The organism is Amycolatopsis sp. MtRt-6 (assembly GCF_017308975.1).
GTDB lineage: Bacteria > Actinomycetota > Actinomycetes > Mycobacteriales > Pseudonocardiaceae > Amycolatopsis.
Map to the genome: position 1 here is coordinate 306,410 of NZ_JADWPD010000001.1, position 17,562 is coordinate 323,971.

Genomic DNA, 17,562 nt, shown 5'->3' on the forward strand with positions numbered 1-17,562 from the left:
GGTTCGATGTCCCTGGACGTGTCACCCGCGTTGCTGGAGAAGGCCGAGCGCGGGGAGGTCACCGACGCCGAGTTCGTCACCTGCGTCAAGGAATCACTGCCGTACGCCTGGGAGGTCATCACCGGCGTCATCGCCGACGCCGAGGGCGCGGCGGACGGCTTCGCCGACAACGAGACCCCGCCGCCGAGCGAGGCCGCCCGCGGGCAGCTGCTGCGGGCACTGGCCTCCGACGCCATCCGCGGCGGCCTCGAGCGCCACTTCGGCGTCAAGCTGGCATTCCAGAACTGCCACCGGGTCGCCGTGTTCAAGCAGTCCGAAGTGGACGGTGACCGCTACCGCGCGTTCGTCTCGCCGCGCGGCCAGCTGCTCAACCAGAGCCCAGAGCTGCGGGACTGCTAGCCCGCAGCACGGGCAGCACCTCGGTGCCGATCCGCGCGATGTTCTCGAACGTGCCCTCCGGCGTACCCGACGCTTCCACGAGCATCAGCACGTGGGAGACGCCGGTGCGCCGGAGGCTCGTTTCCAGCGTCCGGACGCAGTGGGCCGCGTCGCCGACCGGGTGGATGGCGCAGAGCCGTTCGGTGTACTCCCCCGGGTCCCGGTGCGGTCCGGGCCTCCCGTCGACCGTGACGTGGGCGCCGAGCCCGTCCTTCAGCCAGCCCGGCAGGGCTTTCCGCACCACGTCGGCGTCGCCCACCTGGCAGAGCACGGTCGAGACGTGGTCCGCGGGCTTCCCGTAGGCGGCGATGGTGCCGGCTTTTTCCTCGTCATCGGCGTGCAGGCCGAGCAGCAGGGGAAGGTTCCGCTCGGCGGCCTGCCGGACGGCATCCGACTTCGGTCCCCCGCACGCGACGACGACGTCCGGCCGTCGTTCCGGGGTGGGCACGACGGGCACGTCGCGGAAGGCGAAGTGCCGCCCTTGTGCTTCGACGCGGCCGGTGGTGGCACGCAGGAAGACGTCGAGGGTCTCCTCGAAGCCGGTCTCGAACCGGTCGAGCCCGGTCCCGAACACCTCGAGGTCCTGCCACGGCCCGCCCCGGCCGACCCCGAGCCGCAGCCGTCCCCCGGAGACGGCGTCGAGCATCGCCCACTGCTCGGCCAGGGCGACGGGGTGCGTGGTCGACAGGACGCTGACGGCCGTGCCGACCCCGATCCGCGACGTCCGCCCGAGCACGTGCGCGGCGAGCGTGATCGCGGAGGGGCACACGCCGTAGGGCATGAAGTGGTGTTCGGCGAACCAGACGTCGTCGAAGCCGGCTTCTTCGGCCAGCTCGGCGGCCCGGACGGAACGGCGGAGGACGTCGGCGTCCGCCTGACCGGGGAAGCGGCCGCTGACCAGGAAGACGCCGAACCTCACGAACCGAGGCCCGTCAGCAGCCGCGCGGTCGGCAGGCCGCTCTCGAGGTACTGCACGAAGAGCGGGTTGCTCAGGGCGCCCGGCGAGCGGCGCTGCCGGATCACGGCGATCGCCGCCGGGAGGTCCATCCCGAGTTCGACCAGCGCCTGCGCGACGACCAGGCCGGACCGGTTCTGCCCGGCGTGGCAGCGGACGAGGGTGGTCCGGCCCGCGCGGACCGCCGCGACAGCGAGCCCGGTGAAGCGTTCGACCTCGCCGAGCTGCGCCTCGGTCAGCGGCCCGTCCGGCATCTCGGCGAAGTGGTGCTCGACGCCGGGCGCCGGCCCGTGGCCCTCGCGCTGGTACAGGCTGAGCACGAGATCGAACTCGCGCCGGACGACGACCGGCTCCTCGCCGTCGGCGCCCACCCGGATGTGCCCGCCCATCCACAGGCCCGGGCGGATCTCGTTCCACGGGTCCGCCGGTGGCGGGTTGTCGCGGTCCTTCTGCCGAGTCTTCAGTTGACCGCCACCTCGTTGAACCACAGCCGCGGCTCGAGCCAGGGGAACACCACGAACATCAGCAGCGCGATCACGCCGAGCACCAGCACGACCGCGATCGTCAGCTTCACCGCGAACGGGCCGGGGAACTTCCGCCAGAGCCAGGCGTACATCAGGCCTCCCCGATCTTCTGCAGCAGGTCGCCGTAGTCCTTGACCTGGTTCTTCGGCACCTGCTGGGTCAGCACCGACGTGATGATGAGCCGCTCCCGGGCGGAGAACTGGGGGTGGCAGGTGGTGAGCGTGAGCAGCGCGGCCTGCTGGGCCTTCGGCAGCACGTCGGCGTCCTTGTACGGGACCGGGTTCACCGCGGTGCCCTGGCTGGGCAGCACGACCTTGCGGCCGAAGGTCTCGCTGTAGGCACCGCCGTCCTCGGCGTTGGTGTCCCGCAGGGTCGAGACGCCCTTGCACTTCGGGTCGGCGCCCTTGCCCGTCGCCCAGTCCTTCACCTCGTCGTCGTAGGGCAGGACCTTGTAGATGTAGAAGTCCGTCGAGGTCTCGATCACGATCTGGTCACAAGAAGAGAGGTTGTCCAGGTCGTTGAACGGGGCACCCTTGCCGACGCGGTGGCCGGCGACGGCGAAGTTGCCGGGCTCACCGGGCAGCGCCGTGCCCTTGTAGTGGCCGGGGCCGACTTCGAGGGCGGCGTCGTCGGTGCCCTCCTGGATGGTGAAGTTGTAGTCGACGCCGAAGGTCGGGATGTGGATGCGGGCGAACGCCTTGCCGTCGATCAGCTCGGGGTGCAGCGTGCGGTCGTGCGCCCACTCGCCGTCGAGCTGGTCGCTCGCCTCGGACTGCTTGCCCGCCGAGAACAGGTCGGTCACGTAGAGCTCGTAGACCATGAACAGCAGCACGACCAGGCCCAGCGTGATGAGGAGCTCGCCGGCGGTCCGGATCGCGACGCCCCCCTTGCCGAGCGGCGCGGGGGCGGGCTTCTCCTTGGTTGCCGCGCCACCCTTCCCGACCGGGGCGAAGACGACGGTCTCCTCGCTCGCGCCGGGCGGCGGGGGCGGGCTGGTGTAGCGGCGGGGCGGCGGGCCCTGCGGACGTCGCGGCGGCTGGCCCTGAGGGCCGCGCTGAGGCTGGCGGTGCTGCTGGTGGGGCTGCTGGGGCTGGCGGGGCGGCACCTGGCCGCGCGGGGGCGTGGCGGGCCGTCGTGGGGGCATCGGCGGCTGACCGGCGTATCTGCGCCGGTCGTCGTCCGGTCCTTCGCGCGTAGCCACGCAAGCTCCTCTCAAGCCGCGTCGAACCCTGGGTGACCCCGTTGTCACGGTCCGGGAAATCCGACCACTCCTGGCCGCTGCTTTCCTGCGGTCGTTTACGTTAACGTGTGCACGTGGCGCCGGTTGCGCACCCTCAGCGGGACATCGCCACCAGACGAGCCCGAAGAGCACCGCGAGGAACACACGATGCCCAAGTCCAAGGTCCGCAAGAAGACCGCATACACCCCGCCTGCCGACCGGCGCACGCCGGTGAAGGTGCGGGCCGCAGGCCCGACCGGCCTCGCCTGGAAGATCCCGATGTTCGGGCTGATGCTCCTGGGCCTGGTCTGGCTGCTGGTCAACTACATCGCCGGGGACAAGATCTCCTGGATGGCCGACCTGGGGAACTGGAACTTCGCCGGCGGGTTCGCGCTGATGATCGCGGGCCTGCTCATGACCATGCGCTGGCGCTGATTATTACTCCATTCGGCGGCTTGACGTCGAATTACAGCGGTGTGACTCATCCCCAGTGTGGATAACCCCTGTGGATAACTACCCCACCTCCTGGGCGCCCCGCCCGGCCGTTGTGGTATCGGCCTGGGCGGTCACCGCGTTGCTGCTGATCGGCGTGACGGCCGACGCGCTGACCGGCGACCGCGGCGGACTGGTGCTGTTCGCGCTGGCGGCCGTCGCCGTCGGCGCGTTCGCCGTCCACGCCACCGTCGTCCGGCCGCGGCTGGCCGCCGACGCCGAGGGCCTGGTGGCCAGGACGCTGGGCGGCACGCACCGGCTGCCGTGGGCGCGGACGCGCACCCGCCTGCGCACCACCCGGCGATTCGGCCGCGACGGCGTCACGCTCGAAATCGAGCACGACGAGCAGCTGTACGTCTTCGGGTGGCTCGACCTCGGTGAGGACCCGCGGGACGTCCTGGACGTCCTCAGCACGCTGCGCAGCTAGCCGCAGGTGTAGTACAGGCCCTGGCGGTACTGGACGAACTCGCACGTCTCGGGCGTGGCCTGCGCTCCCCGGTAGGCCATCAGGCCGACGATCGCGAGGGTGATGATCGCGATGCCGATCGCCTGCCACCGCGCCTGGTTCGCCTGCGGGGCGTAGAGCAGCGCGACGGTGACCAGCGCGCCGGTCACCAGCCCGCCGATGTGCCCGAAGATCGAGATGCCCGGGATGCCGAAGGTGATGAACGCGTTCAGCGCGAGCGTGATGATCAGGCCGGTCGGGTTCAGCCGCAGCTTCAGCACGGTGACCGCGTAGGCGCCCATCAGGCCGAACAGTGCCCCGGACGCGCCGGCCGTGCCGGGGATGCCGTGGGGGTCGGCGAACAGCAGGACCGCGGCGGACGCGCCGAGCATGGAGACGAAGTAGAGGGCCAGGTAGCGGCCCCGGCCGCAGACCTGCTCGAGCGACCGGCCCATCATCCACAGCGAGAACATGTTGACCGCGATGTGGATCGGCCCGTAGTGCAGGAAGCCGTTGGTCACGACCCGCCACCACTCGCCGTGGCCCATGGTCGCGTCGCCGTAGAGGGAGCCGTACTGGAAGAGCGACGACAGGTCGTTGTCGCTGATGCTCTGCGCCTGGAACGCCGTGAGGAGGTAGACCAGGACGTTGACCGCGAGGATGACCTGGGTGACGAGCACCGACTGCGAGAAGCGCGCGCCGAAGACGGTGCGCTGGCCGAAGCCGGCTTCCTGGTACCCGCGGTGCTGACGGCGCTGCTCTTGGCTGCCGGCGTGCACGCAGTCGGTGCACTGGAAGCCGACGGGGGCTTCGCGGAGGCAGTCCGGGCACGCCGGACGCCCGCACCGGGAACAGCTCAGTCCGGTCGGGCGGTTCGGGTGCCACCAGCACCCGGGGAGCGCGGCTTGTTCGGCGGCGGGGTTCGGCGGTTGGTTCACGATGGCACCAACCTACCGAAACTCCCGCGAGTCAGCCGTCAGTGCTCGACGCTGACCTTCTCGATGACGATGTCGGTCAGCGGGCGGTCCGCCGGGCCGGTCGACGTGCGCGCGATCGCGTCGACGACGGTGCGCGACTCCTGGTCGGCCACCTCGCCGAAGATCGTGTGCCGGAAGTTCAGGTGGGTGGTCGGCGCGACGGTGATGAAGAACTGCGAGCCGTTGGTGCCCGGCCCGGCGTTCGCCATGGCCAGCAGGTACGGCTTGCTGAACTGCAGCTCCGGGTGGAACTCGTCGCCGAACTTGTAGCCGGGGCCGCCGCGGCCGGTGCCGGTCGGGTCGCCGCCCTGCAGCATGAAGCCGTCGATGACCCGGTGGAAGATCGACCCGTCGTAGAACGGACCGGAGTTCGTCCCCGCCGCGTTGGGCTGGGTGTACTCCTTGGTGCCCTCCGCGAGCCCGACGAAGTTCGCCACCGTCTTCGGCGCGTGGTCCGGGAACAGGTTGAGGTGGATGTCACCCTGATTGGTGTGCAGCGTAGCTTTCACAGACCTCATCGTGCCATCTGCGGGCGGGCGGCGCGGAAAAGGGGCACGATAGGTTACGGGTAACAGAGCAGTGTCAAAACGAATGATGAGGTGAAGCCCATGTCCCGGGCGACAGCCCAGGCCGTCGAGACCGCCGACAAACTCGTCACCGAGGGTGTCAAGCAGGGGCGGCGCGCGCAGAAGAAGCTCGCGAAGAAGACGGAACTGACCCGCAAGGAGCTCAAGAAGAGCTCGAAGGCCGCTCGCCAGGAGGCGCTCGCGCGCCTGTCCGAGCTGCGCAAGCCGGGTCGCAAGGCGAAGAAGGCCGCCATCAAGGCCGCGAAGGCGGCCGGCGAGTCGAAGCGCCGCGGCAAGAAGGACTTCAAGGCGGCGAAGAAGGACTTCTACGCCGCGGTGTCCGAGGCCAAGTCGGCCGCCAAGGGCACGCGCAGCCGTCGCAAGTGGCCGTGGCTGCTGGGCCTGGTCGTGGTCGGCGCCGGCGCCGCCTACGCCCTCCGCTCGAAGCAGGAGCCGCCGGTCGCGCCCGCGCCGCCGAAGGCCACCCCGCCGGCCCCGCCGAAGCCTGAAGCCGCGAAGCCGGCCCCGCAGGCCAACGGCAAGGCGCCCTCCTCGGCGCCGGCCGAAAAGAAGAACTGAACACGACGCGAAGAGGCCCCCGGGGGTGCAACCGGGGGCCTCTTCAGTCGTGCTTGGGAACCGATCAGACGGCAGCGGCGTGCTTGTCGATCAGCTGGCCGAGACGCGGCAGCGCCTCTTCGACGTTCTTCTTGCCGTTCGGGCGCAGCTTCGAGTAGACCTTCTTGATGCTGTCGCGGCTGCTCTTCTCCGCGCGGGAGTCGGTGACGCTCAGCAGCGCGTCGGAGGCCTCGTCCGAGCGGCTGGACAGGTAGGCACCGAAGTCGTTGCCACCCTTGGCCTTGTAGTCGCCGTAGAACGGCTCGAGCGCGGAGGCGAAGTCCGGCAGCAGCGTGTCGACGGCCGAGGGGATGATGCCCGGCTTGATCTTCTTGACCGCGGCGAAGCCGGTCTTCACAACGGCACCCGAAACGCCGCCCTTGTCCGAGACCTCGGCGTCGACGAGGGTCTCGAAGTCGGTCACGACCGCCGGGCGACGGCTGGAGTCGAGCAGGATTTCCTTGAGGGTGTCAGCCACGAATCTTGTCCTTTGTCCTTGCAGAGTTGGTGCCCCGCCCCGGGGTGGGGGTCCCCGGTGGCTGCGGTGCGCGAGTCCACGAAGCCTGCGCGTGACGCACAGGGTAATACAAGATCAACATCACTCACCCGTGTGGAGGTCGCTACCTAGAGCTTCAGGGCAGCGATAGCCTTCTTGACCACTGTGCGTGCCTTGACGCTCTGCTTCTGGTTGGTGGCCGCGATCACCGCCGTGGACCCCTTCGAGACCGCGTAGACAGCGCCGTCGTCACTCGACAAATAGCCCCCCTTCCAGCCGGAAGGGTCGCTGGCCGGGTTGGACGAGTCGAGCGGCGCCGCCTTGTTGACCAGCGCCGTCGCCGTTTGCGCGTCCCCGACGTACACACGGACGGTGAGCTGGATCTTCCCGTCCGGGCGATAGAAGAAGCAGGCGGGGTGCGGCTGGTCGGCGGACACGCGCACCTTCGACACGTGCTGGCCGTTCGACTCGGCCACGAACTCGCTGCCGAGGTACGGGCAGTCCGCGGTCGCGCCCGGTTGCGGGTCCGGGGGCAGGCCGCCGGCGTTGCTCGAGTTCGCGGACGCCGACGGCGGGCTGGGCGCCGCGGTGCCGGTCACGATGGTGGCGCCGCAGCCGGCCAGCAGGGCCACGGCGGGCGCGAGAAGTACGAGTCGTCGCATAGCGCGGACAGTCAACCACGAAGCATGTGTGAAAACCGCTGGCTGACGACGGCGTGACCACCGGACGTGCGACGATGACACCATGCTCACCCCCGAGCAGTACCTCGGCGCGATGGCCGAGCGCATCCAGCGGTCCGGCGGCCGGCTGAACACCGTGCAGATCGGCCCGGCCACGGCCGTCGTCGGGCTGTTCACCGAATCGGTGATGCTCTCGACGATGAACTACTGCGTGGTCGCCGCCGCCGTCCCCGAGGTCAGCGCCGCGGCGCTGTACGACTTCACCGGCCGCGCCACCCAGCACGCCCGCGCGAACATGGTCGGCAGCATGGGCTGGACGGCGGCGTCCGTCGTCATCGCCGGGCTCGTCGGCGGCCGCGTGTACCCGGACGCCGCGCAGGCCGCGTCGGCGAAGTCGGGCAACCAGTTCGGCGGCGAGACGCGGATGGTCGCCGTCGACCTCTCGGCCGGGCAGATGTACGCGTTCGTCGGCGGCAAGCTCTGGGGTGCGGCGGTGCAGGGGTCGGTCAACGCCAAGCTGACGTACTGCTTCCCGCAGCCCGCCGAGGTCTACCAGCAGGTGCAGTGGCAGCAGGCGCAGCAGCAGTACCCCGCTCAGCAGCCGCCGATGGTCCCGCCGGCGCCGCAGGTGCCGCCTCCGCCGTACGCCGGCGGCCCGGCCGGTCCGCGGCCGCCGGTCTACCCACCGCCCGGGCACGCACCCCAGCAGGGTCCGTACGGTTATTGACATGGTGCAGTTGCGCGGCTGGCCGTCGTTCCCCGAAGAGCTTCCCGTGTTCACGCCGGAGACGGCGCCGCCGGACCCGCAGGCGCTGTTCCTGGAGTGGCTGACCGAAGCCGGCGAGCACGTGCTGGCACCGCACGCCGTCACGCTGTCCACAGTGGATGCCGATGGCGCGCCCGACGCGCGGGTGGTGATCCTCAAGGACGTCGGTCCGGCGGGCTGGGCGGTCGCGACCAGCTCGGAAAGCCCGAAGGGCCTACAGCTGCGCAAGGACCCGCGCGCGGCGTTGACGTTCTTCTGGCCCGGCCGCGGCCGGCAGGTCCGGCTGCGCGGCCCGGTCTCCCCCGCCGCGCCCGAGGTGTCGGCGGCGGACTTCCTCGCCCGGCCTCCGGCGTCCCGCGTCGAGGCGTTCATCGGGCACCAGTCGCAGGTGCTGGGCGATCCGGCGGAGCTCGACGCGGCGGCCGCGGCGGCGGAGCGCTGGGTCGAGGCGAACCCGGACGTCGCGCCGGAGACCTGGACGCGGTACTTCGTCGACCCGGACGAGGTCGAGTTCTGGCAGGCCAGTCACGACCGGCGGCACGTGCGGCTGCGGTACCGGAAGTCCGGCGGCGGCTGGGTCCGCGAGCGCCTCTGGCCTTGACGGCCTGGACGCGGCGGCGTAGGCAGGAAATCCGACAAAACGGAGGCCCTGATGCGCCGGATCGTCGTCCTTGCCACCACCGCCGCCCTGTCCGCCGGGGTGCTGTCCGGCGCTTCCGCCGGTGAATCCGCCCCACCGCGGCACCCCGCCGTCTTCGAGACGGTGTTCGCGTCACCGCTCGGCCTGGAAGGGCTGACCACCGACGGGCGCGGCAACCTCTACACGCCGGCGCGCGGCGCCGATCCCTGCCCGGTCTTCCGGGTCGCGGCCACCGGCGGTCCCGCGACCGTCGTCGGCACGATCCCGGGGCCGTGCAACCCCGCCGGCCTGGCGTTCGACCGCCGTGGCCGGCTGTACGTGGCGAACGCCGACACCGTGGTGTCGTTCGTGCCGGACGCGGCGAACCCGCCGTCCGCGACGGTGTTCACCAGCGGCGTCCCGGGCGCGAACGGCCTGGCCTTCGATCGCTCGGGGGCGCTGTGGATCTCCGACGGCACCACCGGGCAGGGCCGGGTGTGGCGCGCGGGCGCGGACGGCGTGGCCGCCGAGGCGTTCCGCGTCCAGCCGATGGTCAGCGACGTGGTCGCCGGCGGGATCGGCCGGGACGTGCGCGGCCTGCCGCCGGGGACGGTCACGATCACGCCGACCGGCCGCACGGCGGCGGACACCGCGGGCTCGCAGCACATCGTCGCGAACGGCCTCGCCTTCACCGCGGACGGCACGCTGCTGGTCGCGGACACCGCACGCGGCGCGCTGTGGCGCGTGCCGATGGACCGCGCGGGCCGGCCGCGCGTCACGACCGGCTGCGACGTCGCCTTCCCGGCGAACACGGTGTGCCTGGACAACCTCGAAGTCCAGCACCCGTACCTCGAAGGCGCCGACGGCATCGTCCTCGACCGCGCGGGTGGCGTCTGGACGGCGGTGAACGAGCGCAACGCGATCGTCGTGGCCCGCCGCGACGGCCGCGTCGTGGAGTACTTCCGCAACCCGGCCGACGCGACGTCGAAGCTGCGCAACGGCGGGCCGCTGGAGTTCCCGACCAGCCCGGTGCTGCTGCCGGACGGCCGCGTGTGCGTCACGCAGTCCGACGGCAACCGCCGTGACAACGCCCCGAACACCGCGGGCGAAGCCGCTCCCGCGGGCGCGGTGCGGGCGAAGGTTTCCTGCGTCAAGCCCTGATCGGGGGTAGCCCGCGCGCGGGCGGCTGTGCGCATGATGCACGCATGCGCTCGAAGATGCTGACCGCCGGGCTGGTCCTGGCGCTGACCGCCGCACTCGGGGGTGCGGCCCCGGCCGACGCGCGTCCTGGGGGACGACCGAAGCTGGCGGATCCGCACCCGTGCCCGGGCCAGCCGGGCTTCACGTGCTCGACCCTGACCGTGCCGCTCGACCACACCGGCCGCGTGCCGGGCACGCTCGCCCTGCCGGTGGCGACCGCGGACAACGCCGACGCGCCCAAGGGCGTCCTGCTGTTCCTCACCGGCGGCCCCGGCCAGGGCGGCGTCGGAACCATCACGCGGATCGCCAAGCAGCGGCTGCCGGAAGTCGCGAAGGACTACCGGATCGTGATGCTCGACCAGCGCGGCACCGGGCCGTCGGGGGCGTTGAAGTGTCCCGGCCTGCAGGCGGAGGTGGGCAGCTCGGACATCGCGACGCCGTCGGTCGACGCGGTGAAGGAGTGCGCGCGCATCCTCGGCGACACGGCACCGCTGTATTCGACCGACCAGAGCGTGGCGGACTTCGACCGGCTCCGGCAGGCACTGGGCGTGTCCAAGATGGTCGTCGACGGCGTCTCGTACGGCTCCTTCACGGCGGCCCGGTACGCGATCGCGCACCCGCACAACGTCAGCAAGGTCATCCTCGATTCGGTGCTGCCGCACCACGCGACGGCGTCGGCTTCGCTGTACCTGACGGGCCTGACGGCGGAAGCGCGCGTGCTGCGCGAAGCGTGCGCGGTGGCCCCGGCCTGCGGCTACGACCCGGCCGACGACCTGGCCTGGGTGGTCCGCCACCGCGGCACGGCGGACGGAGTCCGGATCTTCGACACGATCGTGTCGTACGAGTTCGCCGACCCGACGTACCGCAACCCGGCGGCGGGCGACATCATCGGCGCGCTGCACGAGGCCCGCGGCGGCGCCCCGGCCCGGTTGGACGCACTGCTGGCGGCATACCAGCCGGGCGGCGACGACCCGGCGGCGTTCAGCTCCGGCCTCCACGCGGCAACGCTGTGCGCGGACGGCCGGTTCCCGTGGGGCACCGCGGCCACCCCGCTCGTGCTCCGCAGGCCGCTGCTTTCCCTGACGTCCCGCACGCTTCCGGAGTCGGCGACCTGGCCGTACACGACGGGAGTGGCCATGCAGCAGGGATTCGTCCAGACGTGCCTGCCGTGGCCGGCGGAACGCCCGGCCTCGAACCCGGCGGGGCCGTTGCCGGACGTCCCGGTACTGCTGCTCAACGGCGACCGGGACCTGTCGACGCCGTTGGAGTGGGCCCGCGAGGAAGCAGCCCAGGCGCCACAGGGGAAGCTGGTGATCGTGCCGGGCGAGTCGCATTCGATCCAGAATCGCGAACGCGGCCACGCGGGGAGGGACGCGGTGATCAGCTTCCTGCGGTCCACGTGACCGGCAGCTCGTGCACGCCGTAGATGTTCATGTCCGTGCGCAGCTTCACCTCCTCCGCCGGGACAGCCAGTGCCAGCGTCGGGAAGCGGCGCAGCAGGCCTTCGAAGCCCGCGCGCATCTCGATGCGGGCCAGCTGCTGGCCGAGGCATTGGTGCACGCCGTGGCCGAAGGACAGGAGGCCGCGGGCGTTGCGGTGGATGTCGAGGGTGTCCGGGTTCTCGAAGCGGCGGGGGTCGTGGTTGGCGGCCAGCAGGGAAACCACGACCGTCGAGCCCTTCGTGATCGTTTCGCCGCCGAGTTCGAGGTCCTCCGTGGCGTAGCGGAAGAAGATGTCGGCCACCGACAGGTAGCGCAGCAGTTCCTCCACCGCGCCCGGCAGCAGTTCCGCGTCGGCGCGCAGTTCGGCGCACTGCTCGGGGTTCTCCAGCAGTGCGAACGTGCCCAGTGACAGCATGTTGGCCGTCGTCTCGTGGCCGGCGAGCAGCAGCAGGAAGGCCGCTCCCGTCAGCTCTTCGACGGTCAGTTCTTCGTGCCGGGCCAGGTCGGACAGGATGTCTTCGCCGGGCTCGGCGCGCTTGCTCGTGACCAGCTCGGCCAGGTACGTGTTCAGCGCGATGTACGCGCCCATCTTCTCTTCGAGCGGCTGCTCGCGGACCATGAACTGCGCGGAATTGGCCTGGAAGGTGTCACGGTCCGCGTAGGGCACGCCGAGCAGCTCGCAGATCACCAGCGACGGCACCGGGAGCGCGAACTCCTTCACCAGGTCGACCGGCGGGGCCAGCCGCGCCAGGTGGTCCAGCTGCCGCTCGACGATGTCGGCGATGTGCTCCTCAAGCTGCTTCATCCGCTTGACGGTGAAGGCGCCGGTGAGCTTGCGGCGCAGCCGGCTGTGGTCCGGCGGGTCCATCGCGATGAACATGCCGGGGATCTGCGGGGACGGCTCGGTGGCGGCGGGCATGCCCGTCTCGTACGGCACGTGGATGACGTCGAGGTCGAGGCGGGAGCTGAAGCGCGTGTCGGCCATCATCTGCCGGACCTCTTCGTAGCCGGTGACGAGCCAGCCCTCGTGCCCGTCGGGGAAGACGAGGGGGCTGACCGGGCGGGCGTCACGCAGCCGGGTCAGCGCCCGCGGCGGGTCGAAGGGCCCGGCGTCGCGGTCCATGGGGAGTCCGTGCGGGACGTCGACCTGGCTCATCGGCTTTCCTTTCGTGGTGTGTGGGACAACCATCGCCGACCCGGCTGACACGGGCCTGACACGCCTCGGACACGGCAGGTCGTGGCAAGATCGGCCGGGTGCAGATCGGGATCCTGGGGCCCTTCGAAGTGCGCACGGACGACGGCGTGCTCGCCGATGTGCCGGGCGCCCGGTTGCGCGGACTGCTGGTCGCGCTCGCGCTCGAACCCGGTCAGGTGGTCCCGAAGGGGACCCTGGTCGACTGGATCTGGGGTGAGCAGCCGCCCGCCGAAGCGGCGAACGCCTTGCAGCGCCTGGTTTCCCGGCTGCGCAAGGCCCTGCCCGACGGCTCGGTCGACGGACGGCCCACCGGCTACCGGCTGGTCGTGTCGCCGGACGACGTCGACGCCGTGCGGTTCGAACGACTCGTCGGCCAGGCCCGGACGGAGGACGACCCGCGGCGCCTGCGCGAGGCCCTCGCCCTCTGGCGGGGTGCCGCCATGCAGGACGTCGAACTGCCGGAGAGCGCGGCGTTCGAGGCCGCGGTCACCCGGCTCGAGGGGCTGCGCCTGGCCGCCTTGGAGGACCGGTTCGACGCGGAGGTCCGGCTCGGCCGCGGTGCCGAGCTGGTCACCGAGCTGACCGACCTGGTGGCCGCGCACCCGATGCGCGAACGGCTGGTCGCCGCGTTGATGCGGGCCCTCGTCGCGACCGGCCGCGACACCGAGGCACTGCTCGTCTACGAACGTACGCGGGAAACCCTGGCCGACTCCCTCGGCGTCGACCCGTCGCCGGAGCTGGCCGAGGTGCACGTCGCGCTGCTGCGCGGCGAACTGGGCCGGCGCGAGGAGCCCCGGCAGACGAACCTGCGGGCCGAGCTGACCAGTTACGTCGGCAAGGACGCCGACGTCGCCGCGGTCCGCGAGCTCATCGCCGAGCACCGGCTCACGACCGTGATCGGCCCGGGCGGCTCCGGCAAGACCCGGCTGGCCACGGAAACCGCGCGCCGGCTGCTCGACGCCCAGCCGGACGGGGCCTGGGTGGTGGAGCTCGCCGGGATCGGCGCGGACGGCGACGTCGCCCAGGCGACGCTCGGCGCGCTCAAGCTGCGAGACGCGCTGCTCGGCGAGGCGCCGGACGCCGAACCGGCGGAACGGGTCATCGCCGCCCTCCGTGACCGCGAAATGCTGCTGGTCCTGGACAACTGCGAGCACGTCATCGAGTCCGCGGCGGCGTTCGCGCACCGGGTGCTCGGCGAGTGCCGCCGGCTGCGGATCCTCGCGACCAGCCGGGAACCGCTCGGCATCACCGGCGAAGCGCTGTGGCAGCTCGCGCCGCTGGTCCTACCGCCGGAAGGCGCCGATCCCGCCGAAATCGAAGCGGCGCCGGCCGTCCGGCTGCTGCGGGACCGGGCCGGCGCGGTGCGCAAGGAACTCGCGACCGACGCCGCCGCGTTGCCGACGCTCGCGCGCGTCTGCCGGGCCCTGGACGGGATGCCGCTGGCCATCGAGCTCGCGGCGGCCCGGTTGCGCACCATGTCCCTCGACCAGCTCGCGCACGGCCTCGACAACCGTTTCCGGCTGCTGACCGGTGGCAGCCGGACCGCGCTGCCCCGGCACCGGACATTGCGCGCGGTCATCGATTGGAGCTGGGAGCTGCTCACCGACGCCGAACGCGTGGTGCTGCGCCGCCTCGCGGTCTTCGCCGGCGGGGCGAGCCTGGAGGCGGCCGAGCGGGTCTGCGGCGGCGAAGTCCTCGAGCTGCTGACGGCGTTGACCGAGAAGTCGCTGGTGGTGGTCATCGACGGCGACGGCGCGCCGCGGTACCGGATGCTCGGCACGATCAAGGAGTACGCCGAGCAGCGCCTCGCGGAAGCCGGGGAAACGGAGCAGGCGCGGCACGCGCACCTGGCGTACGTCACCGAGCTGACGGAGACCGCGAAACCGCACCTCCGCCGGGCCGAGCAGCTGGAGTGGCTGGCCAAGCTCGAGGCCGAGCACGAGAACATCGCCGCCGCGATGCGCGGGGCACTCGCGGCAGGCGAAGCGGCGAACGCGATGCGGCTCGCGGCGAGCGCGGCTTGGTACTGGTGGCTCGGCGGCCACCGGGCGGAAGGCAACGAGCTGGTGCTGGCGGCCACCGCCGTTCCCGGCGAAGTGCCGGAGGAGATCCGCGGCGTCGTGTACTCGTTCGTCGTGCAGTTCGTCGTGTCCGGGCAGCAGAGCGACGAATCACGGGCGGTGGACTGGATCCGCAAGGCCTACGAGATCAGCCTGCGGGTGCCTGCCCGCGAAGTGGAGCTGAGGTTCGCGCCGGCGCTGGAACGCCTGCTGCGCGGGCCGGACGCGGCGCTGACCGCGTTCGAGCCGCTGCTCGCCGACGAAGATCCGTGGGCCCGCGCCGTGGCCCGGCTGCAGCTCGGCAAGATGCGGATCCAGCTCGGCCGCGGCGACGAGGAGGCGGACGCCCACCTCGAAACGGCGCTCGCCGAGTTCCGCGCCACCGGTGAGCGGTGGGGGACGTCGTTCGCGCTGACCGAGCTGGCCGACCACCTCGCCGTGCGCGGCGAGTTCGGCCGGGCTTGCGCGCACTACGAGGAAGCGGTCGCGGTCGTCACCGAGGTCGGGGCGATCGAGGACGTCGTGCGGATGCGGATGCGCCAGGCCCAGCTGTACTGGCTGCTCGGCGACGAAGCCGCCAGTGCGGCCGCGCTGGCCGACGCACAACGGTCCGCCGAACGGGTCGCCTGGCCGAACGCGCTGGCCGACCTGGCGCTGTCGAAGGCGGAACTCGCCCGCTGGCGCGGCGACGCGGAGCAGGCCCGCCACCAGCTCGACGTCGCGACCGCGATGCTCGGCGACGACGCCAAGACGGCGCACGTCCGCGCGGTGGCCGAGGACCTGCTCGGCTACCTCGCCGATGACCTCGGCGAGTCCCGTGGCCACCGCGTCGCGGCGTTCCGCGCGGCGGTCGAGGCGGGCTACCCGCTGACGCTCGCCCAGGTCGTCGTGGGGGTCGCGGATCTCGCGCTGCGCACCGGCGAAGACGAGCAGGCCGCCCGGCTGCTCGCGGCGAGCGCCGTCCTGCGCGGCCTGCCGGACCGGTCCCACCCGGACGCGACCCGGATCGCGGAAACCGCACGACGTCGCCTCGGTGACACGCGGTTCACCGAGGCGACGCGGGAGGGTGCGGAAGGGAACTGGCAGGAGCTGGTCGAGGTCACGCTCGCTTCGTGAACTTCGCCCGCGCCCAGACGTACCCGATCACCGCGATCCCGGCGCACCAGGCGACCGCGGCGATCGCGTAGCCGGTCGACGGGGTGCCGGTGAGGAGCCCGCGCACGGTTTCGATGATCGGCGTGAAGGGCTGGTATTCGGCGAATTCCCGGAGGCCGGGGCCCATCTTTTCGGCGGGCACGATCGCGCTGCTGAAGAACGGCAGCATCACCAGCGGCACCGCGCCCATGCCCGCCGTTTCCGGCGATTTCGCGGCCAGCCCCAAGGCGACCGTGAACCAGCCGGCCGCGAAGGCGAGCAGCAGGACCATGCCGACGACGCCGAGCCAGTCGAGGAAACCCGCCGACGGGCTGAAGCCGAGCAGGAAAGCGACGCCGACGAGGGCCGCGATGGCGACGACGTTGGTCAGCACGCTCGCGATGACGTGTCCGGTGAGGACCGCGCCCCGCGAGACGTCCATGACCTTGAAGCGGTTGATGATGCCCTTCGTCATGTCGGAGTTGACCGAGGTCGCCGTGCCGCCGAGGCCGTAGCAGATGGCGAGCAGCATCAGGCCGGGCGTCGCGTAGTCGACGTAATCGACTCCGACGTCGAACGCGTCTCCGAGCATGTACACGAACATCAGCATGAGCACGATCGGCATCAGGACCGCGTTGAAGACGGACGTCGGATTGCGCGCGATGTGCTTGAAGTTGCGGCGCAGCATGACGGTCGCGTGGGATGGGGTGCTCATTTCGCAGCCACCTCCGTGGTGTGGCCCGTGAGGGCGAGGAAGACGTCGTCGAGGTCGGGGGTGTGGACGGAAAACTCTTCGGCGCTGAGCGCGTATTCGTCGAGCCGGTCGAGCAGGAGGCGAAGCGATTTCGAACCGCCGTCACCGGGCACGCGCAGGGCCAGTGCCTCGTCGTCGCGCGTGGCGTCGGTGAGGACGCGGGCGGCGGCGTCGAGCTCGGCGGCGGTGGCGAACCGGAGCCGGACGTGGGTGCCGGGGATCCGGCGCTTGAGCTCGTCCGCGGTGCCCTGGGCGACCAGGCGGCCCTGGTCGAGCACCGCGATGCGGTCGGCGAGCTGGTCGGCTTCCTCGAGGTACTGGGTGGTCAGGAAGATGGTCACGCCGTCGGCGACCAGGTCGCGGATGATCGCCCACATCGTCCGGCGGCTGCGCGGGTCCAGGCCGGTCGTCGGCTCGTCGAGGAAGATGATCCGCGGACGGCCGACGAGCGTCATCGCCAGGTCGAGCTTCCGGCGCATGCCCCCGGAGTAGGTCGACGCCGGCTTCTTCGCCGCCTCGGTGAGTTCGAACCGCTCCAGCAGGCCGGCGACGACGCGCTTGCCGTCGTCGACCCCGCTGAGGTCGACCATGAGCTGGAGGTTTTCTTCACCGGTCAGCAGCTCGTCCACGGCCGCGAACTGGCCGGTGACGCCGATCGCGGACCGGACTTTCCGGGTCTCGGTCGCGATGTCGTACCCGGCGACGCGGACCGTGCCGCCGTCGGCCTTGAGCAGCGTGGTCAGGACGTTGACCATGGTGGTCTTGCCGGCCCCGTTCGGGCCGAGGAGGGAGAAGATCGTCCCCGCGGGGACGTCCAAGTCGATGCCGTCCAGCACGACTTTGTCCTGGTAGGCCTTCCGGAGCCCGGAAGCCGTGATCGCCGTTTCGGTCATGGGAACACTGTCATCGGGCGGCCTGACACCGGCCTGACCCCGACCTGACACGTCCTCGGGTGTCACATTCCGTAGCGTGCCATCGACTG

General features: G+C 71.5%; 20 protein-coding genes. 9 read left to right on the plus strand and 11 right to left on the minus strand.

The genetic code is table 11. From position 1 onward, the window contains the following. The first annotated feature begins 6 nt into the window (after nucleotides 1-6). A complete protein-coding gene (locus tag I4Q55_RS01565) occupies nucleotides 7-399 on the plus strand; it encodes an SCO5389 family protein (protein WP_206784188.1) in 393 nt (130 codons plus the stop codon). Here I4Q55_RS01565 and I4Q55_RS01570 read toward each other — a convergent pair. The 4 genes from I4Q55_RS01570 to I4Q55_RS01585 all read right to left on the minus strand — a co-directional run bounded on the left by I4Q55_RS01570 (nucleotide 368) and on the right by I4Q55_RS01585 (nucleotide 3,061). Continuing rightward, nucleotides 368-1,357 carry an LLM class flavin-dependent oxidoreductase gene (locus I4Q55_RS01570; RefSeq protein ID WP_206784189.1) on the minus strand — a complete coding sequence of 330 codons (990 nt, stop codon included), beginning with the start codon at nucleotides 1,355-1,357 and terminating at the stop codon, nucleotides 368-370. The two genes, I4Q55_RS01565 and I4Q55_RS01570, sit on opposite strands and share 32 nt — an antisense overlap. Continuing rightward, nucleotides 1,354-1,782, minus strand: a complete 429-nt coding sequence (locus I4Q55_RS01575) for a protein phosphatase (protein ID WP_242545104.1) — start codon at nucleotides 1,780-1,782, stop codon at nucleotides 1,354-1,356. The genes I4Q55_RS01570 and I4Q55_RS01575 overlap by 4 nt, the downstream gene beginning before the upstream one ends. Nucleotides 1,783-1,853: 71 nt before the next feature. Continuing rightward, complete coding sequence (locus I4Q55_RS01580) at nucleotides 1,854-2,009, minus strand: hypothetical protein (protein WP_091305087.1); 156 nt, start codon at nucleotides 2,007-2,009, stop codon at nucleotides 1,854-1,856. Continuing rightward, nucleotides 2,009-3,061: a class E sortase gene (locus tag I4Q55_RS01585; RefSeq protein WP_206784531.1), complete on the minus strand. Its 1,053-nt coding sequence runs from the start codon at nucleotides 3,059-3,061 to the stop codon at nucleotides 2,009-2,011. The genes I4Q55_RS01580 and I4Q55_RS01585 overlap by 1 nt, the downstream gene beginning before the upstream one ends. Before the next feature lie 243 nt (nucleotides 3,062-3,304). On the opposite strand from I4Q55_RS01585, the gene crgA reads away from it, so the two are divergent. Both crgA and I4Q55_RS01595 read left to right on the plus strand, forming a co-directional pair. Next, a complete protein-coding gene (gene crgA, locus I4Q55_RS01590; protein ID WP_043787021.1) occupies nucleotides 3,305-3,571 on the plus strand; it encodes a cell division protein CrgA in 267 nt (88 codons plus the stop codon). Nucleotides 3,572-3,641: 70 nt separating this feature from the next. Next, a complete protein-coding gene (locus tag I4Q55_RS01595) occupies nucleotides 3,642-4,055 on the plus strand; it encodes a PH domain-containing protein (RefSeq protein ID WP_374194434.1) in 414 nt (137 codons plus the stop codon). Here I4Q55_RS01595 and I4Q55_RS01600 read toward each other — a convergent pair. Together I4Q55_RS01600 and I4Q55_RS01605 are read right to left on the minus strand one after the other, a co-directional pair. Further along, nucleotides 4,052-5,011 carry a rhomboid family intramembrane serine protease gene (locus I4Q55_RS01600; protein ID WP_206784190.1) on the minus strand — a complete coding sequence of 320 codons (960 nt, stop codon included), beginning with the start codon at nucleotides 5,009-5,011 and terminating at the stop codon, nucleotides 4,052-4,054. The genes I4Q55_RS01595 and I4Q55_RS01600 overlap by 4 nt on opposite strands. Nucleotides 5,012-5,049: 38 nt before the next feature. Beyond that, the gene (locus I4Q55_RS01605; RefSeq protein WP_167384499.1) at nucleotides 5,050-5,568 is read right to left on the minus strand and encodes a peptidylprolyl isomerase; all 519 of its coding nucleotides are present in this window, start codon (nucleotides 5,566-5,568) and stop codon (nucleotides 5,050-5,052) included. A gap of 90 nt (nucleotides 5,569-5,658) precedes the next feature. Here I4Q55_RS01605 and I4Q55_RS01610 point away from each other — a divergent pair, with 90 nt between their 5' ends. After that, nucleotides 5,659-6,195 (plus strand): hypothetical protein, encoded by a 537-nt coding sequence (locus I4Q55_RS01610; protein ID WP_206784191.1) that lies wholly within the window; start codon nucleotides 5,659-5,661, stop codon nucleotides 6,193-6,195. A 64-nt stretch (nucleotides 6,196-6,259) separates the two neighbouring features. On the opposite strand, the gene I4Q55_RS01615 is transcribed toward I4Q55_RS01610, so the two are convergent. Continuing rightward, on the minus strand, nucleotides 6,260-6,712 hold the full coding sequence (locus I4Q55_RS01615; RefSeq protein ID WP_206784192.1) for a hypothetical protein: 453 nt from the start codon (nucleotides 6,710-6,712) through the stop codon (nucleotides 6,260-6,262). 146 nt (nucleotides 6,713-6,858) lie between these two features. Next, the gene (locus I4Q55_RS01620; RefSeq protein WP_206784193.1) at nucleotides 6,859-7,392 is read right to left on the minus strand and encodes a DUF2020 domain-containing protein; all 534 of its coding nucleotides are present in this window, start codon (nucleotides 7,390-7,392) and stop codon (nucleotides 6,859-6,861) included. An 82-nt stretch (nucleotides 7,393-7,474) separates the two neighbouring features. Here I4Q55_RS01620 and I4Q55_RS01625 point away from each other — a divergent pair, with 82 nt between their 5' ends. From I4Q55_RS01625 to I4Q55_RS01640, 4 genes are read left to right on the plus strand one after another with little or no spacing between them, the layout of a single operon-like run. Next, nucleotides 7,475-8,137: a hypothetical protein gene (locus tag I4Q55_RS01625; protein ID WP_206784194.1), complete on the plus strand. Its 663-nt coding sequence runs from the start codon at nucleotides 7,475-7,477 to the stop codon at nucleotides 8,135-8,137. A gap of 1 nt (nucleotide 8,138) precedes the next feature. Continuing rightward, nucleotides 8,139-8,777, plus strand: coding sequence for a pyridoxal 5'-phosphate synthase (locus tag I4Q55_RS01630; RefSeq protein WP_206784195.1), 639 nt, complete (start codon nucleotides 8,139-8,141; stop codon nucleotides 8,775-8,777). A gap of 51 nt (nucleotides 8,778-8,828) precedes the next feature. Beyond that, nucleotides 8,829-9,956, plus strand: coding sequence for an SMP-30/gluconolactonase/LRE family protein (locus I4Q55_RS01635; protein WP_206784196.1), 1,128 nt, complete (start codon nucleotides 8,829-8,831; stop codon nucleotides 9,954-9,956). A gap of 44 nt (nucleotides 9,957-10,000) precedes the next feature. Continuing rightward, nucleotides 10,001-11,398 (plus strand): alpha/beta fold hydrolase, encoded by a 1,398-nt coding sequence (locus I4Q55_RS01640; protein ID WP_206784197.1) that lies wholly within the window; start codon nucleotides 10,001-10,003, stop codon nucleotides 11,396-11,398. On the opposite strand, the gene I4Q55_RS01645 is transcribed toward I4Q55_RS01640, so the two are convergent. Continuing rightward, nucleotides 11,376-12,593 carry a cytochrome P450 gene (locus tag I4Q55_RS01645; RefSeq protein WP_206784198.1) on the minus strand — a complete coding sequence of 406 codons (1,218 nt, stop codon included), beginning with the start codon at nucleotides 12,591-12,593 and terminating at the stop codon, nucleotides 11,376-11,378. The genes I4Q55_RS01640 and I4Q55_RS01645 overlap by 23 nt on opposite strands. A 98-nt stretch (nucleotides 12,594-12,691) precedes the next feature. Between I4Q55_RS01645 and I4Q55_RS01650 the strand changes: the two genes are divergently transcribed. Next, complete coding sequence (locus I4Q55_RS01650; protein WP_206784199.1) at nucleotides 12,692-15,808, plus strand: BTAD domain-containing putative transcriptional regulator; 3,117 nt, start codon at nucleotides 12,692-12,694, stop codon at nucleotides 15,806-15,808. Here I4Q55_RS01650 and I4Q55_RS01655 read toward each other — a convergent pair. Together I4Q55_RS01655 and I4Q55_RS01660 are read right to left on the minus strand one after the other, a co-directional pair. Next, nucleotides 15,792-16,541, minus strand: a complete 750-nt coding sequence (locus I4Q55_RS01655) for an ABC transporter permease (protein ID WP_206784200.1) — start codon at nucleotides 16,539-16,541, stop codon at nucleotides 15,792-15,794. The genes I4Q55_RS01650 and I4Q55_RS01655 overlap by 17 nt on opposite strands. After that, on the minus strand, nucleotides 16,538-17,473 hold the full coding sequence (locus tag I4Q55_RS01660) for an ATP-binding cassette domain-containing protein (protein ID WP_206784533.1): 936 nt from the start codon (nucleotides 17,471-17,473) through the stop codon (nucleotides 16,538-16,540). Before I4Q55_RS01660 ends, I4Q55_RS01655 begins: the two co-directional genes overlap by 4 nt. Nucleotides 17,474-17,562 lie beyond the last annotated feature (89 nt).

What these genes read in the sequence shown, in the direction of transcription:
- I4Q55_RS01630 (WP_206784195.1), top strand. Translation starts at nt 8,139, where the DNA reads ATGGTGCAGTTGCGCGGCTGGCCGTCGTTCCCCGAAGAGCTTCCCGTG.
- I4Q55_RS01640 (WP_206784197.1), top strand. Translation starts at nt 10,001, where the DNA reads ATGCGCTCGAAGATGCTGACCGCCGGGCTGGTCCTGGCGCTGACCGCC.
- I4Q55_RS01655 (WP_206784200.1), bottom strand. Translation starts at nt 16,541, where the DNA reads ATGAGCACCCCATCCCACGCGACCGTCATGCTGCGCCGCAACTTCAAG.
- I4Q55_RS01580 (WP_091305087.1), bottom strand. Translation starts at nt 2,009, where the DNA reads ATGTACGCCTGGCTCTGGCGGAAGTTCCCCGGCCCGTTCGCGGTGAAG.
- I4Q55_RS01660 (WP_206784533.1), bottom strand. Translation starts at nt 17,473, where the DNA reads ATGACCGAAACGGCGATCACGGCTTCCGGGCTCCGGAAGGCCTACCAG.
- I4Q55_RS01625 (WP_206784194.1), top strand. Translation starts at nt 7,475, where the DNA reads ATGCTCACCCCCGAGCAGTACCTCGGCGCGATGGCCGAGCGCATCCAG.
- I4Q55_RS01620 (WP_206784193.1), bottom strand. Translation starts at nt 7,392, where the DNA reads ATGCGACGACTCGTACTTCTCGCGCCCGCCGTGGCCCTGCTGGCCGGC.
- I4Q55_RS01610 (WP_206784191.1), top strand. Translation starts at nt 5,659, where the DNA reads ATGTCCCGGGCGACAGCCCAGGCCGTCGAGACCGCCGACAAACTCGTC.
- I4Q55_RS01605 (WP_167384499.1), bottom strand. Translation starts at nt 5,568, where the DNA reads ATGAGGTCTGTGAAAGCTACGCTGCACACCAATCAGGGTGACATCCAC.
- I4Q55_RS01645 (WP_206784198.1), bottom strand. Translation starts at nt 12,593, where the DNA reads ATGAGCCAGGTCGACGTCCCGCACGGACTCCCCATGGACCGCGACGCC.
- I4Q55_RS01585 (WP_206784531.1), bottom strand. Translation starts at nt 3,061, where the DNA reads ATGCCCCCACGACGGCCCGCCACGCCCCCGCGCGGCCAGGTGCCGCCC.
- I4Q55_RS01635 (WP_206784196.1), top strand. Translation starts at nt 8,829, where the DNA reads ATGCGCCGGATCGTCGTCCTTGCCACCACCGCCGCCCTGTCCGCCGGG.
- crgA (WP_043787021.1), top strand. Translation starts at nt 3,305, where the DNA reads ATGCCCAAGTCCAAGGTCCGCAAGAAGACCGCATACACCCCGCCTGCC.
- I4Q55_RS01575 (WP_242545104.1), bottom strand. Translation starts at nt 1,782, where the DNA reads ATGGGCGGGCACATCCGGGTGGGCGCCGACGGCGAGGAGCCGGTCGTC.
- I4Q55_RS01565 (WP_206784188.1), top strand. Translation starts at nt 7, where the DNA reads ATGTCCCTGGACGTGTCACCCGCGTTGCTGGAGAAGGCCGAGCGCGGG.